The following is a 14,075-nucleotide window of genomic DNA, read 5'->3' as shown; positions in this document are numbered from 1 at the left end:
GAGAAGAGATTAGCCACCCGCCTTGAGCAGCAGCTTGCCGGCCACGCCCCGACCTTCGAGGCGGCGGTGCATCTCCGCCGCCTGGCTGAGCGGAAACACACCCTCGATGGGCACTTTGAGCCAGCCCTCGACGAGACCGGCCATCACCTGGTCGACACCCTGCCGCCATTCGGCCGATGTCTGGTCGATATGGCCGAGATGCAGGCGGGTGAAGGTCTGGGAGCGCGGCAGGATACGCTCGCGGATGTTCTTGAACGGCTGCCCCTCGGCTTCGCCGATGCTGATGATGTGGCCCAGCATCTTCACGACCCCGAAGGTGCGGTCGAGCATCGTGGCGCCGTAGGAATCGATGGCGAGGTCGACGCCCTTGCCCCCGGTGAAGTCGAGCACAGCGCGCTCGAAATCCTCCTGCGACGTCACCACCACCCGCGAGGCGCCGTAGGCCAGCGCCCTTGCCTCCTTGCCCGGCGTGCCGGTGGTGCCGATGACGCGCGCCCCGGCATGGACGGCAAGCTGGGTGCACATCAGCCCGACGCCGCCGCCGATCGCGTTCACCAGCACCGTCTCGCCCGGCCCGATGCCGCCATAGATCGTCCACATCATGTGCCAGGCGGTCAGCGCCTGGATGGGAAACGCCGCCCCCACGTCGAGGCCGACTGCATCGGGCAGCTTGATCAGCCCTTTTGCCGACGCCACGCACTTCTCCGCATAGGCGCCGCCTTTCTCGGGGAAGGTCGCGACGCGATCGCCCACCGCCACGTCCGTCACGCCCGGGCCCAGCGCGGCCACCGTTCCGGAGACCTCGAAGCCCAGCACCATCGGATAGGTCATGGGATGCGGGTAGATCCCCATGCGGACCTGCGTGTCGGCCCAGTTGCAGCCGGCATAGGCGACATCGATCAGGACCTCGCCCGGCCCGGGCACCGGATCGGGCAGATCGGCCAGCACGAGTTGCTCGGGCCCTCCAGTGGCATGGATGACGACGGCCTTCATGGGCTCCTCCCGCGACGTTTGCGGCAGGAGCCTTGCAGCTTCGGTGCCAGACCGCCCCGGACGGTCAGCCTTTCTCCGCCAGCACCTCGCGCAGCCGGGCCGCCGCCGCGCGGCCGATGACGATCGGATCGGCCATGCCTTCGAGGAAGAGCCGGCTGGCCGATCGCGTCGGCGCGTCGACGCGGCGCAACCGGTCGCGATTGATCATCACCGAGCGACCCAACCGCACGAACGAGCCGGACGGCAGCACCTCTTCGAAATGCGCCAGCGTGCGCAGGATCATCACCGGCGGCTGCCCGGCCACGAACACGCGCACGAAATCGCCGTCGGCGCAGAGCGCCACGATCTCGGCCGGCGCGACCAGCAGGGTTCGCCGCGGTGTCCGCAGCTCGATCGCCCCGGGACCCAGCGGCCGCGCCGACAGGGCAATCTCCCGCGCCGCGCGCGCAAGCGCTCGTTCCAGACGCGCCGGCTCGACCGGCTTGAGTAGGAAATCGACGGCTTCGACCGCGAAGGCGTCGACTGCGTGTTCGGCATAGGCCGTGACGAAGACCACGATGGGCCGGCGCTCCAGCGAGTCGAGAAGGTCGAAGCCGTCGCGGCCGCCGCCCAATTCGATATCGAGGAGAACGAGGTCTGGTTGCGTGCTTGTGATCTGATGGCGGGCTGCTTCGGTACTGTCGGCCTCGCCGACGATTTCCACTTCGGGATGGGCCGCGAGCAAGCGCCGCAGGGCGCTGCGGGCCAGCGGCTCGTCGTCGACGATCAGGACCCGCACGGCTCGCCCCTGAGTTCGAGCGTCGCGATCACTTTCTTGTCCCCGGCCTGCTCGCCGGTCTCGGTTAGGCTGAAGGCATGCCGGTCCGGATAGTGCAGCGCGAGACGACGGCGCACGTTCTCCACCCCGATGCCGGGGCGCCGGCGGCGTACCGGGCGCGGCGTCACGTCGAGCACGCCGTTATTCTCGACCTCGACGTGAAGCGTATCGCCGGACAGGCGAATGTCGATGCGGAGGTCGAGGCCATCCTCTCGCCGGCCGTGCTTCACGGCATTCTCCACCAGCGGCTGGAGGAGGAAACTTGCAATGCGCCATTGTGCGACCTCGGGCATCACGTCGATACGCGTATGCAGGCGGTTACCGAAGCGCGCCCTCTGGACGCCGAGATAGGCCATCAGGCCGGCAACTTCGTTCGAAACGGTTACGACCGTGTGATCGATGCCGTCGAGCGAATGGCGCAGGTAGGCGGTGAGATTGCGCAGCATCTCGAGGGCTGCCGCCGGGTGCTCGGGGATCTCCTCGGCGACCCCGTTCAGGGCGTTGAAGAGAAAGTGCGGGTCGAGCTGAAGCCGCAGTTGCTCGAGTTCGGCCCGCAGCGCCTCGGCCTGCGCCCGCATGGCCTTGCGATGCTCGGCCTGTTCCGCCAGCTCGGCGCGCAGCCAGAAATAGGCCAGGCTCCATCCCGCCAGGACGAAAAAATAATGCACCAGGGGGACGAGGAATTCGTCGGCCCCGCGCCGGTCGGGTGTGACGAGCCAGGGAAGGGCTTCGTGCGCGGCCACAATTGCGGTCGCGGTCACCAGCGCGCCGAGAAGCGACAGCAGGCCGATCAGCGCCATGGCGCCGAGCGACACGCGGGCCTTGAAGGGTCGCGAAACGTAAACGGTGTGCATCGCCGTCGAGATCGCGATCAGGCAAAGAAGAATGAGCCCCGTGCGGGCGAAGGCGACGCCGTAGCTGTGGAAGGCCACGCGCTGCGCCATGACATTCACGATTGCGAACAGGCCCCATCCTGCAAGCTGGGCTCGCCAGAACAGGGACAGGCCGTTCCACCGGGCAAGCAGGAAAGCAGACGGGTTCATGAACTCGGGACAAGGCAGCGGTTGACCGGCGGAAGATTGGGCATTTGGCGATGCGAGGCAAGCACCGACCGGAGAGGGACGTGCAGACGCCGTTCGCCGAGTTTCCAGCCGCGTTCATCGACTAGGGCCGCGGCTGCAGATTTACTGTCAGAGAGTCGATGGCAACCTTGCGTCCGCGAAACCGAGTGGAGGTAGGCAATGGCGACGGTGAAGTACGCGATCAAGGACAATTGGGGCTCGGGTTTCATCGGCAACATGACGGTCGAGGGCGGCACGTCCGGGACCCGGGGCTGGACCGTCGAATTCGACGCCGGCTTCGCCATCACGAACATCTGGGGCGCCGAGATCGTCAGCCATGTCGGCACCCACTATGTGCTGCGCAATGCCTCCTACAATGCGGACGTCTCGTCCGGCGGCAGCGTCACCTTCGGCTTCCAGGCGACCCCGGGCGCCACCGGCGGCACGGCCGCGACCGGTCTGTCGTTGAACGGAGACGGCAGCGTACCGCCGCCGGTCCTTCCCACCCTGTCGGTCGGCGATGCGTCGATCGTCGAGGGCAACAGCGGCACCAAGCAGATGGTCTTCACCGTCAGCCTTTCCAAGGCGGCCACCGGGCCGGTGACGGTCGCCTATGCGACCGCGGATGGCACCGCCCTGGCCGGGCAGGATTACGTCGCCAAATCCGGGACCATCACCTTCGCGGCCGGCGAGACACAGAAGACCGTCAGCGTCACGGTCAACGGCGACAGAGTCGCCGAACTCAACGAAACGCTTGCGTTGAGGCTATCCGCGCCGACCGGCGCCACCGTGGCCGACGGGGCGGCGGCGGGCACGATCCTCACCGACGACGTGATCGTTCCCAAAATCGCCATCGCCGACGCCTCGATGAAGGAAGGCGACAGCGGCACGCGCAATCTCGCCTTCACCGTCACCCTCTCGGAAGCCACCAGCGGGCCGGTCACCGTGACCTATGCCACCGCCGACGGTACGGCCAAGGCTGGCGAGGACTACACCGCCCAGACCGGCACCGTCACCTTTGCCGCCGGCGAAACCTCCAAGGTGATCAACATTGCCGTCTCGGGCGACAGCACCATCGAAGGCAACGAGACACTGAGGATCAGCCTGACGTCGCCCGCGGGCGCCAAGATCGCCGATGGCGCCGCCGTCGGCACGATCGTCAACGACGATGCGAGACTTTCCGTCGCCGACGCCACGGTCACGGAAGGAAACAACGGCACCACGAACCTTGCCTTCACGGTCACGCTGTCCGCCGCCACGTCGGGGCCGGTCACGGTCGATTACGCGACCGGCAACGGCTCGGCCAAGGCCGGTCAGGACTACACCGCCCAGACGGGAACGCTGACCTTCGCCGCGGGCGAGACATCGAAGATCGTCAATATCCAGGTGACCGGCGATACGGCGGTCGAGGCCAACGAGACGCTCAAGCTCGTTTTGTCGTCGCCGGCCGGCGCCACGATCAAGGACGGCGGCGCCATCGGCACGATCGTCAACGACGACAATGGTACGCCGACGCTGCCGACGCTCAGCATCTCCGATGCCTCGGTGATCGAGGGCAATCCCGGCACCGGCGCAGCGCCGGGCTGGCTCAGCACCTCGGGCAACCAGATCGTCGACTCGGCCGGCCACGCGGTGCAGATCGCGGGCGTGAACTGGTTCGGCTTCGAATCCTCGACCTTCGCGCCGCATGGCCTGTGGACGCGCGGCTACAAAGACATGATGGACCAGATGGTCGATCTCGGCTTCAACACCATCCGCCTGCCCTTCTCGAGCGAGATGCTGCACACGGGCGCGGCCCCCAACGGCATCGACTTCAACAAGAATCCCGACCTCAAGGGCCTGTCGGCGCTGCAGATCATGGACAAGATCGTCGATTATGCCGGCGAGATCGGTCTCAAGATCATTCTCGACCACCATCGCAGCAACGCCGGCGCCGGAACGTCCGACAATGGCCTGTGGTACGACGGCCAGTACACGCAGGCCGCCTGGATCAACGACTGGAAGATGCTGGCGGCGCGTTACGCCGACGATTCCACCGTCATCGGGGCAGACCTGCACAACGAGCCGTATAACGGCACCTGGGGCGGCGGCGGCGCCAACGATTGGGCTCTGGCGGCCGAGACCGCCGGCAATGCCATCGGCACCGTCAATCCCAACTGGCTGATCTTCGTCGAAGGCGTCGGCACCTATAGAGGCGAGAGCTACTGGTGGGGCGGCAACCTGATGGGCGTGCGCGACCGGCCGATCGACCTCGCGCTCGACGACAGACTCGTCTACTCGGCGCACGACTACCCCAACTCCGTCTACAAGCAGCCGTGGTTCCAGGGCGCCGACTTCCCCGCCAACCTGCCCGCCAAGTTCGACCAGATGTGGGGCTATATCTACAAGGAAGGCATCGCGCCGGTGTGGATCGGCGAGTTTGGCACCAAGCTGGTCGACCCCAAGGACGCGCCCTGGCTGGAGGCGATCACCTCCTATCTCGGCGGCGACTTCAACAATGACGGCACGTCCGACCTGGCACCCGGGCAGAAGGGGCCGAGCTGGACCTTCTGGTCGTGGAATCCCAACTCCGGCGACACCGGCGGTATCCTCACCGACAACTGGACCGGCGTGAACCAGACCAAGATGGGCTACCTAACGCCCATCGAATATCAGTTCCACGAGGATGCGCCGGGCGATGGCAGCGCGCCGAGCGGCCCGACGGCCACCTTCGTACTCACGCTCTCCGAGGCCGCGACGCACGAGGTAACGGTGGACTACCAGACCGTCTACGGCGAGGCCGGCGCGGCGGACTTCATTGCCAGCGACGGCCACGTGACCTTCGCGGCGGGCGAGCAGAGCAAGACGATCACGATCCAGATCACGCCCGACAAGCTTGTCGAAGGCAACGAGCATTTCGGCGTCGTGCTGACCAATGCGGTGGGCGCCACCATCTCGCGCGCCACCGGCACGGCCACCATCGTCGACGACGATACGGCGGTGACGCCTCCTCCAACGCCGACACCGACGCCCGGTTCGGACGATGTCGATGCCGTCTTCGCGATCGTCAATTCGTGGTCCGGCGGCTTCAACGGCAGCGTGACGCTCGAGAATGACGGCGCAAGCGCGGTCAACGGCTGGCAGGTTAAGATCGAGACCAGCAACCAGATCACCGACATCTGGAACGCCGTCATCGTGTCGCACGATTCGAGCGGATACGTCGTCGGCAACGCTTCGTACAACGGAACCATCGCCCGGGACGGCGAAACAAGCTTCGGTTTCGTGGCCACGGGCGTCCAGGATCCTTCGGCGGTGAACATCGACCTGCTGCACGCCTGAGCGCGAACACTGCTCCGGCGGCGTCTCGCCCTGCAGTTCCCGGCGCATGCCGGGAGCTTTCGGTCATCCCTCCCAGTGCCTAAAATCGACACTGGGAGGATTTTCGATGAAGTTCAGTTTCTCCGGCGAGCAGGAAGAATTCAGGACCAGCCTGCGCCGGTTTCTCGGCGAGCGCTCGCCCACCAAGGAGGTGCGGCGCCTGATGGAAACCGACGCCGGCTTCGAGCCCGCCGCCTGGCGCAAGCTCAATACCGAACTCGGCCTGACCGCGGTGCGCATCCCCGAGGCCTATGGCGGACAGGGTTTCGGCTTCGGTGAACTCGGAATCGTGCTGGAGGAGATGGGCCGGGCACTGCTCTGCGCGCCGTTCTTCTCGACGGCCGTCCTCGCGACGGGCGCGATCCTGAACGCCGGCACCGAAGACCAGAAGCAGGCCCTCCTTCCGGGGATCGCAGCAGGCGATACGATTGCCACACTGGCCTGGGTCGAGGACCCCGCGCATTGGGACGGCGCAGCGACCCGGATGGTCGCAACGCAAACCGGAAGCACCTGGAAGCTCGACGGCACCAAGAGCTACGTGCTGGACGGCCACACCGCCGACCTCATTGTCGTGCTGGCGCGCACGGCGGGGAGTTCGGGCGAGGCGGGCCTCTCGCTGTTCACCGTCAAGGGCGACGCGCCGGGTCTGCAGCGCCAGAACCTCAAGGTGATGGATCCGACGCGCAAGCTGGCGCGCCTCGACTTCAAGGGCGTCGAGGCCACGCTGCTGGGCGAGGCCGGCGCCGCGGGGGCGCCGTTCGCCCGCACCCTGGTCGAAGCTTCGGTCTGCCTCGCCAACGAGATGGCCGGCGTCTCGGAGCGACTGCGCGAGGATGCGCTGGCCTATGCGCAGATGCGCATGCAGTTCGGCCGGCCGATCGCCTCCTTCCAGTCGATGAAGCACAAGCACGCCGACATGCTGGTCGACGTCGAACTGGCCAAGTCGGCCGCCTACTATGCCGCCGCCGCCCTCGACGAGGGCGACGAGGACATCGTCGCGGTCGCATCGCTCGCCAAGGCGGCGGCCAGCGAGGCCGCCCTGCAGACGGGCATCCATGCCATCCAGATCCATGGCGGCATCGGCTTCACCTGGGACAACGACACCCATCTCTGGTTCAAGCGCGCCAAGAGTTCGGAGGTGCTGCTGGGCGATGCCCACCATCACCGCGAACAGATGATGCAGCACTGGGCCGCCTGAGGAGCAGGAAGATGAGCGAACTCACCGAAGACTCCGTCCGCGCCGACGTCCGCGCCTGGCTGGAAGCCAACTGGTCTCCCGAGCTGGGCCTCGTCGAATGGCGCAACAAGCTGGCCGACTCCGGCTGGGGCGTGCCCACCTGGCCAAAGCAATGGTATGGCCGCGACCTGCCGCAGGCCTTCCAGGCCGTGGTCGACGAGGAATTCCAGAAGATCGGCGCGATCGGCGTCGCCAAGGCCGGCATTCGCACCCTGGCCGCCGCGACCATCCTGGCGCACGGCACGGATCTCCATAAGGAGAAGTTCCTGCGCCGCATCCTCACCGGCGAGGATACGTGGTGCCAGCTGTTCAGCGAACCGGGCTCCGGCTCCGACGTGGCCGGCGCCGTCACGCGCGCCGAGATGCAGGGCAACAAGTGGATCGTGAACGGCCAGAAGGTCTGGACGACCTCGGCCCATCACGCGCACTGGGGCCTGCTGCTGGCCCGCACCGACTGGGACCAGACCAAGCACAAGGGCCTGTCCTATTTCATCATCGACATGCACCAGCCCGGCGTGAACGTGCAGCCGCTGAAGCAGATGAACGGCCATGCCTCGTTCAACCAGGTCTTCCTCACCGACGCCGTGGTCGAGCCGGAGTTCCTGGTCGCCAACGTGGGCGACGGCTGGGCCGTGACGACGACGACCCTGATGCACGAGCGTCGCGGTGCCGATGGCTTGCGCAGCTGGGCCATGGGTTCGGACCGCAAGGGCCGCGCCTATGACGAGGAACGCGCCGAGATCGCGACCACGATGGAGCCCTACAAGTGGTATCCGCAGCGTGCCGGCCGGGTCGACCTGATCCTGCAGCGCGCCCAGGAGACCGGCCTCATCGACGATCCGGTGGTCCGCCAGGAAATCGCCCGGGTGCTGGTCATGTCCAAGGCGGCGGAATGGACCGCCCGTCGTGCCCGTGCCGCCGCCCAGCAGGGCAAGCCGCAGGGTCCGGAAGGCTCGCTCGGCAAGCTGGTCTCCAGCCATGTCGCCCGCGCCGCCGCGCGCGTGCACACCCAGCTCTCCGGCGCCGACGCGCTGCTGTCGGGTTCCGACAGTCCGATGAACGGCGTGATCGCCGAGATCCTGGTCTCGGTTCCGGCGACGTCGATCGCCGGCGGCACTGACGAGATCCAGCGCAACATCATCTCCGAGCGCGTCCTCAAGATGCCCAAGGAGCCGAGCATCGACACCACCAAGCCCTTCCGCGACGTGCCGCGGAACATGGTGCGGTAATGGGCGGATGGCGGTGTCTCTGACACCGCCATCTTTCTTTGCGAAGCCGGTTGGCTTCACGGCCTCGCCACCGATACTGTCGGGTTCATGACTTCCAGCCCGATCACGATCTTCCGCGCCCGCCGCATCCTCACCATGAACCCCGCCCGCCCGGAGGCCACGCACGTGGCAGTCCGCGAGGGCCGCATCCTGGGCGCAGGCCCGCTGGAGGAGCTGGCCGGCTGGGGCACCTACACGCTCGACGACACGTTCGCCGACAAGGTGCTGATGCCGGGCTTCGTCGAGGGCCACAGCCACGCCGCCGAAGGTACCTTCTGGCGCTACACCTATCTCGGCCGCTTCGACCGCATGGATCCCGAAGGCAAGGTCTGGCCCGGCGCCGAATCCATCGAGGACGTGGTGGCGCGCCTGCAGGAGGCCGAACGCAAGCTGGGTTCGCCCACCGAATCGCTGGCCGGGTGGGGTCTCGATCCGATCTACTACGGCGACCGCCGCGTCGTGCGCGCCGACTTCGACCGTGTGTCGACGACACGTGCCGTCGGCGTGATGCATGCCAGCGGCCACATCTTCAACGTGAACACCCGCGCGCTGGAGCTGGCCGGCCTGCTGCGGCCGGGCGTCAACCATCCCGGCATTCCCCTCGGCGACGACGGCCTGCCGACCGGCGAGCTGAAGGGCCCCGAGGCGATGACGCTCGTCGGCGCCCATATCGGCTTCGACCGCGAAGCGCTGGCCAACGACGAGAACGGGCTTCGCCGCTTCGCCAAGCTCTGCGTGCGCCAGGGCGTCACCACCGCGACCGATCTCGCGAACCTGCTGCCGGACGACGCGGTGTCGATGATGGCGCGGGTCACGGGCGAAGCGGGCTTCCCCGTGCGCATCGTGTCGTTCCGCCGCTTCCAGGCGCTGACGCCCGAGCAGGTGGTCGACCTCGCCGTCAAGCTCAAGGCCAAGTCGACGGACCGGTTGCGGCTGGGCGCCATCAAGCTGTTCGTCGACGGCTCGATCCAGGGCTTCTCCGCCCGGCTGCGCTGGCCCGGCTACTATAACGGCGCGCCCAACGGCCTGTGGTACACGCCGCCCGAGGCGATCAGCGGCCTCTACAAGCTGGCGCTGCAGAAGGGCGTGCTGGTCCACAGCCACACCAACGGCGACCAGGCGACCGAGATGGCGCTCGATTGCCTCGAGGGCGCGCTGCTCGACCAGCCGGCCCGCGACCATCGGTTCACCCTGCAGCACTGCCAGCTGGCCGATGCCGCCCAGTTCCGCCGCATGGCCCGCCTCGGCATGTGCGCCAACCTCTTCCCCAACCATCATTTCTACTGGGGCGACCAGCATTACGAGACCACGGTCGGACCGGAGCGGGCGATGCGCATGAACGCCTGCGCGACGGCGCTGGCCAGCGGCGTGCCGCTCGCCATCCATTCCGACGCGCCGGTGACGCCGCTCGGCCCGCTCTTCACCGCCTGGGGCGCCGTCAACCGCCGCACCGCCAGCGGCCGCGTGCTGGGCACGACCGAGTGCATCTCGGTGGCCGATGCGCTGCGGACGATCACCCTGGGCGCCGCCTGGACGCTGAAGCTCGATGGCGAGGTCGGCTCGATCGAATGCGGCAAGCGCGCCGACTTCGCGGTGCTGGAAGACGATCCGCTGGAGATCGCGCCGGAGAACCTGAAGGACGTGCGCATCTGGGGCACGGTGCAGGGCGGTCGCCTCTTCCCCGCCAACGGGGCGTGAGCGAGACCCGGCCAGGCGGGCGGCTGCCGGTCACGGTGATCGGCGGCTATCTCGGCACCGGCAAGACGACCCTGGTCAATCGCCTGCTGCGCGCCGCCGACGGTCAGCGGCTCGCGGTGCTGGTCAACGATTTCGGCGCGACGCCGATCGACCGCGACCTGATCGTGTCGTCGGACGGCGACACGCTGGAAATCTCCGGCGGCTGCGTCTGCTGCAGCTATGGCTCGGACCTGATGGACACGCTGATGACGTTGCCCGCGCAGCGGCCGGACATCGAGCGCGTGGTGCTGGAGACCAGCGGCGTCGCCCTGCCCGGCATGGTGGCCAGCGCCGTCTCCCTTCTCTTGCCCTATCGCATCGACGGCATCGTGGTGATGGCCGATGTCGAGACGGTGCGGACGATGGCCGAAGACGCCTATCTCGGCGACACGATCACACGCCAGCTCAGCGCCGCCGATCTCGTCGTCGCGAATCGCTGCGATCTCGTGGACGAGGCCTCGCTTCAGCAGACCCTCGCCTGGCTCACCCTGCAAAGTCCGGCCGCGCGGGTTCTCGCGGCAACACGCGCCGAGATCGCGCCCGACGTGCTGCTGGGGTTGCGCGATGCCGCGCCGCCCCGTTTGTCGGCAACACTCACTACACCCGGCGCACCGGATGCGGCTTCACTCTATGAATCGCTCGAACTGGACGTCCCCGAGGACATCGATGTCGCTGAACTGGGCCAACGCCTCAGCGCACCGGGCACGGGCGTTCTGCGCGCCAAGGGCATCCTGAACGGTGTAGCGCTGCACGTCGTCGGCCGGCGCTTCGAGATCGATAAGGCCCCTGCCGGCGCGAGACCGGGCAAGCTGGTCGTGATCGGCCTGCGGGCGCGCCTCGATCGACACGCCGTGGCGCAGGCGCTTCAGCCGAGATTGTCGACGTCGTTGCGCAGCGCCTGACCGGCGCGGAAGCGTGCGAGGTTGTCGAGGAAGATGCCGAAGATCGCCTCGTTCTGGCCCAGCGAATGGCTGGCGGTGTGCGGCGACACCAGCACGTTGGGCAGATCCCACAGCGGCGACGCCGCATCGAGCGGCTCACGCTCGAACACGTCGAGATAGGCGCCGGCCAGCCGGCCGCTCTGCAGCGCCGCGATGACGTCCGCCTCCACCGCGATCTCGCCGCGCGCGACATTGATCAGGTGGGCACCCTCGGGCATCGCGGCGAAAGCCGCCGCATTGGCGATGCCGCGCGTCACCGGCGAAGCGGGACAGCACAGGATCAGCCAGTCGGCCTGCGGCAGCACCTCGTGCAATTGCTCGTAGGCCACGACCTTCTCGCACGGCGCCACGGGCTCGGCCGTCCGGCGCACGCCGATCGTACGCATGCCCAGCATCCCAAGCAGCGAGGCGATGTTGCGCCCGATCGGGCCCATGCCGACGATCACCGCACATTGCCCGGCCAGGTCGCGCGGCGAACGCTCGGCCAGGCGCGGCTCCCAGGCATGACGGCGCTGGGCGTCCGCGAGCAGCGGGAACCGCCGGTTGATGGCGATCACGGCGCCGAGCGTGCTGTGCGCCACGGTAACGGCCGTGGCGCCCGAAGCGGTCGTCACCTTCACGCCCCGCGCCCGCAGCTCGCGATAGATCGGCCGCTCGGCGCCGGCCGGATGGATTTGCAGCCATTTCAGGTTCGGCGACTTCCGCACCACCGCGTCGAAGCCCTGGAGTTCAGGCGTCGGATTGGTGGGACTGGATTTGCCCGTCACCTCGCGGGTCATGAAGGCGATGTCGGCGGCGCTGGGGCCCTCGGCCGCCAGCGCCTCCTCGGCGGTCAGGAAGGACAGCGTGCCCGGCGGCACGGCGGCCGCGATACGCTCGCCCCAGATACGCTGCGCGTGGGACGATAGAAGAAGCGTGAGCATGGACAATAAAGTAGCGCGGGCTCCCGGGCTTCGCGAGAACGATTACTCGTTCCGTGACGCCCCTTCGCTACTACGGCCCGCCCTCGCTTCGCGGCATGGCCTTCTGCAGCTTCGCCTCATCCATCGCGAGCGGCACCATGGCGTCCCTGAAAGACTTGCGATCGACATCCTCATGGATCCTGACGCCCGACGCCGCGGCACGCTGGCGAAGCTCTGCCTCGTACTCGTCGACCAGGCCGCGCTTGTAGACCGCCGATGCGCGAGCGGCCTCGCGCAGCATCGTCTGTTCAGCGCCGGACAGGGAGCGCCACGTCCGTTCCGACATGATGAGAACCGAGGGAGGATGGGCGTGTCTCGTCAGACTGTAAAATGGTGCGGCCTCGTAGTGCCCTTCGTCCATGTAGGTCGCCCAATCGCCGTCTGCCGCGTCGACAACACCGGCCAGTAACGCGGCCTTGGTCTGCGCCCTCGGGATCACCACAGGCTCAGCCCCCAACCTCTGCAGAACCCTGGCCCAGCCGCCGACACTCTGAACGCGCACCTTGAGGCCTTTCAGATCCTCGACGGTGCGAATCGCCTGGGACCGGCTGTAGAACGATCGCGCGGCGCCATCGTAGAGGGAGAGGCCGACCAAGCCCTCGCGCTGCACCCCCGCAAGGATATCCTCACGAGCCTGTCCGTCGAGAGCCCGCCACATCTCCTCGCGTGAACCGAACGCAAACGGCAACGTGGCGAGGAGCGAGCCCTGAACCGATACGTTCAGAGCGGCCAGATTGACGCGCGCCATGTCGAGCGTGCCATTGCGAACCTGGCCTATGACGAAGCTGTCCGTATCATGTTCATTGCCGACACGCCGGACGATGGTGAGGCCGCCCTGCACCCGCTCCTGCAGAAACTCGTTCATGAACGCGAGTGACCGAACCGCCGGGTGATCGGAAGGAACGAAGTCCCACGCCTGGAGATCGCGAGCCGAACCCGGCCATGCGGTCGCCATCGCCAGCAGGAGCGTGAGCGCTCGAACCGTTGCCATCGCTACTCCCTGTACGTTCGTCACGTTTCAAACGCATGCGCCCATTTCTGGGTTGCGGATTCGACATACCGTGGAGATCGTCGGCGCCGGATTTCACAGATGTGGTAGGCTGCCTGATGCTCACTCTCTATTACTCACCCGGCTCCAGCTCGATGGCAGCCCATATCGCGCTTCACGAAGTGGGCGCCCCGTTCGACAAGCACGCGGTCTCGGTGGCGCGCAAGGAAACGCGCGAGGCCGACTTCCTGTCCGTGAATCCGGCCGGCAAGGTTCCCGTGCTGATGATCGACGGCCGTCCGCTCACCGAGGTCGCCGGCATCCTCTATTATCTCGCGCGCACCTATCCCGCGGCCGGTCTCCTGCCGGCGGGCGACATCGAGGCGGAAGCCCAGGTCGTCTCCTGGATGTCCTATGTCGCCTCGACCATCCATCCGGCGATCCGTCAGGGCGTCGCCGAGGCGCGCGACCTCTACGCGGTGGCCGACAGGCGCCTGGGTGACCGGACGTGGATCCTAGGCGACCGCTATTCGATCGCCGACATCCATCTGTTCCGGGTCTACTGGCGCTTCCGCGACCAGCTCGAGCGCAAGCCGCGCGAGTTCCCATCACTCGAAGCCCACCACGCCCGCATGCTGGAACGGCCGGCGGTCAAGAAGACGATCGAGATCGAAGCGAAAGGCTGAGCGCCTCTTTGGAGCGCGCCACTCCAGT

At 67.3% G+C, this 14,075-nt stretch carries 11 protein-coding genes; 6 read left to right on the top strand and 5 right to left on the bottom strand.

Translation table 11 applies throughout. The features are described 5' to 3' along the window. Window positions 1-9 precede the first annotated feature (9 nt). The 3 genes from ACO07I_RS18420 to ACO07I_RS18410 all read right to left on the bottom strand — a co-directional run bounded on the left by ACO07I_RS18420 (window position 10) and on the right by ACO07I_RS18410 (window position 2,853). Window positions 10-993 (bottom strand): quinone oxidoreductase family protein, encoded by a 984-nt coding sequence (locus ACO07I_RS18420; protein ID WP_422009834.1) that lies wholly within the window; start codon window positions 991-993, stop codon window positions 10-12. Between the two features lie 64 nt (window positions 994-1,057). Continuing rightward, on the bottom strand, window positions 1,058-1,771 hold the full coding sequence (locus ACO07I_RS18415) for a LytR/AlgR family response regulator transcription factor (protein ID WP_422009833.1): 714 nt from the start codon (window positions 1,769-1,771) through the stop codon (window positions 1,058-1,060). Continuing rightward, entirely contained in the window at window positions 1,759-2,853 is a 1,095-nt protein-coding gene (locus ACO07I_RS18410; protein ID WP_422009832.1) for a sensor histidine kinase, read from the bottom strand. The genes ACO07I_RS18415 and ACO07I_RS18410 overlap by 13 nt, the downstream gene beginning before the upstream one ends. 198 nt (window positions 2,854-3,051) lie before the next feature. Between ACO07I_RS18410 and ACO07I_RS18405 the strand changes: the two genes are divergently transcribed. The 5 genes from ACO07I_RS18405 (at window position 3,052) to ACO07I_RS18385 (ending at window position 11,372) form a co-directional block, all read left to right on the top strand. Next, window positions 3,052-6,189 (top strand): Calx-beta domain-containing protein, encoded by a 3,138-nt coding sequence (locus ACO07I_RS18405; RefSeq protein WP_422009831.1) that lies wholly within the window; start codon window positions 3,052-3,054, stop codon window positions 6,187-6,189. A gap of 106 nt (window positions 6,190-6,295) precedes the next feature. After that, the gene (locus tag ACO07I_RS18400; protein ID WP_422009830.1) at window positions 6,296-7,426 is read left to right on the top strand and encodes an acyl-CoA dehydrogenase family protein; all 1,131 of its coding nucleotides are present in this window, start codon (window positions 6,296-6,298) and stop codon (window positions 7,424-7,426) included. Window positions 7,427-7,437: 11 nt separating this feature from the next. Next, on the top strand, window positions 7,438-8,694 hold the full coding sequence (locus ACO07I_RS18395; protein ID WP_422009829.1) for an acyl-CoA dehydrogenase family protein: 1,257 nt from the start codon (window positions 7,438-7,440) through the stop codon (window positions 8,692-8,694). Window positions 8,695-8,781: 87 nt separating this feature from the next. Then, window positions 8,782-10,431, top strand: a complete 1,650-nt coding sequence (locus ACO07I_RS18390; protein ID WP_422009828.1) for an amidohydrolase — start codon at window positions 8,782-8,784, stop codon at window positions 10,429-10,431. Then, window positions 10,428-11,372, top strand: a complete 945-nt coding sequence (locus ACO07I_RS18385; protein WP_422009827.1) for a CobW family GTP-binding protein — start codon at window positions 10,428-10,430, stop codon at window positions 11,370-11,372. The genes ACO07I_RS18390 and ACO07I_RS18385 overlap by 4 nt, the downstream gene beginning before the upstream one ends. Here ACO07I_RS18385 and ACO07I_RS18380 read toward each other — a convergent pair. Both ACO07I_RS18380 and dctP read right to left on the bottom strand, forming a co-directional pair. Next, complete coding sequence (locus ACO07I_RS18380; RefSeq protein WP_422009826.1) at window positions 11,336-12,334, bottom strand: D-2-hydroxyacid dehydrogenase; 999 nt, start codon at window positions 12,332-12,334, stop codon at window positions 11,336-11,338. The two genes, ACO07I_RS18385 and ACO07I_RS18380, sit on opposite strands and share 37 nt — an antisense overlap. Before the next feature lie 70 nt (window positions 12,335-12,404). Next, window positions 12,405-13,364 carry a TRAP transporter substrate-binding protein DctP gene (gene dctP / locus ACO07I_RS18375; RefSeq protein ID WP_422009825.1) on the bottom strand — a complete coding sequence of 320 codons (960 nt, stop codon included), beginning with the start codon at window positions 13,362-13,364 and terminating at the stop codon, window positions 12,405-12,407. A gap of 116 nt (window positions 13,365-13,480) precedes the next feature. Here dctP and ACO07I_RS18370 point away from each other — a divergent pair, with 116 nt between their 5' ends. After that, window positions 13,481-14,047, top strand: coding sequence for a glutathione S-transferase family protein (locus ACO07I_RS18370; RefSeq protein WP_422009824.1), 567 nt, complete (start codon window positions 13,481-13,483; stop codon window positions 14,045-14,047). Window positions 14,048-14,075: the final 28 nt, after the last annotated feature.

The organism is Reyranella sp. (assembly GCF_965227665.1).
Classification (GTDB): domain Bacteria; phylum Pseudomonadota; class Alphaproteobacteria; order Reyranellales; family Reyranellaceae; genus Reyranella.
Note: the sequence above shows the minus strand (reverse complement) of the source record. Positions and strands in the feature narration are given on the sequence as shown.

Bases quoted from the DNA above. Each gene is read 5' to 3' on its own strand.
- ACO07I_RS18420 (WP_422009834.1), bottom strand. From the start codon at position 993: ATGAAGGCCGTCGTCATCCATGCCACTGGAGGGCCCGAGCAACTCGTG.
- ACO07I_RS18410 (WP_422009832.1), bottom strand. From the start codon at position 2,853: ATGAACCCGTCTGCTTTCCTGCTTGCCCGGTGGAACGGCCTGTCCCTG.
- ACO07I_RS18405 (WP_422009831.1), top strand. From the start codon at position 3,052: ATGGCGACGGTGAAGTACGCGATCAAGGACAATTGGGGCTCGGGTTTC.
- ACO07I_RS18400 (WP_422009830.1), top strand. From the start codon at position 6,296: ATGAAGTTCAGTTTCTCCGGCGAGCAGGAAGAATTCAGGACCAGCCTG.
- ACO07I_RS18395 (WP_422009829.1), top strand. From the start codon at position 7,438: ATGAGCGAACTCACCGAAGACTCCGTCCGCGCCGACGTCCGCGCCTGG.
- ACO07I_RS18390 (WP_422009828.1), top strand. From the start codon at position 8,782: ATGACTTCCAGCCCGATCACGATCTTCCGCGCCCGCCGCATCCTCACC.
- ACO07I_RS18380 (WP_422009826.1), bottom strand. From the start codon at position 12,334: ATGCTCACGCTTCTTCTATCGTCCCACGCGCAGCGTATCTGGGGCGAG.
- dctP (WP_422009825.1), bottom strand. From the start codon at position 13,364: ATGGCAACGGTTCGAGCGCTCACGCTCCTGCTGGCGATGGCGACCGCA.
- ACO07I_RS18370 (WP_422009824.1), top strand. From the start codon at position 13,481: ATGCTCACTCTCTATTACTCACCCGGCTCCAGCTCGATGGCAGCCCAT.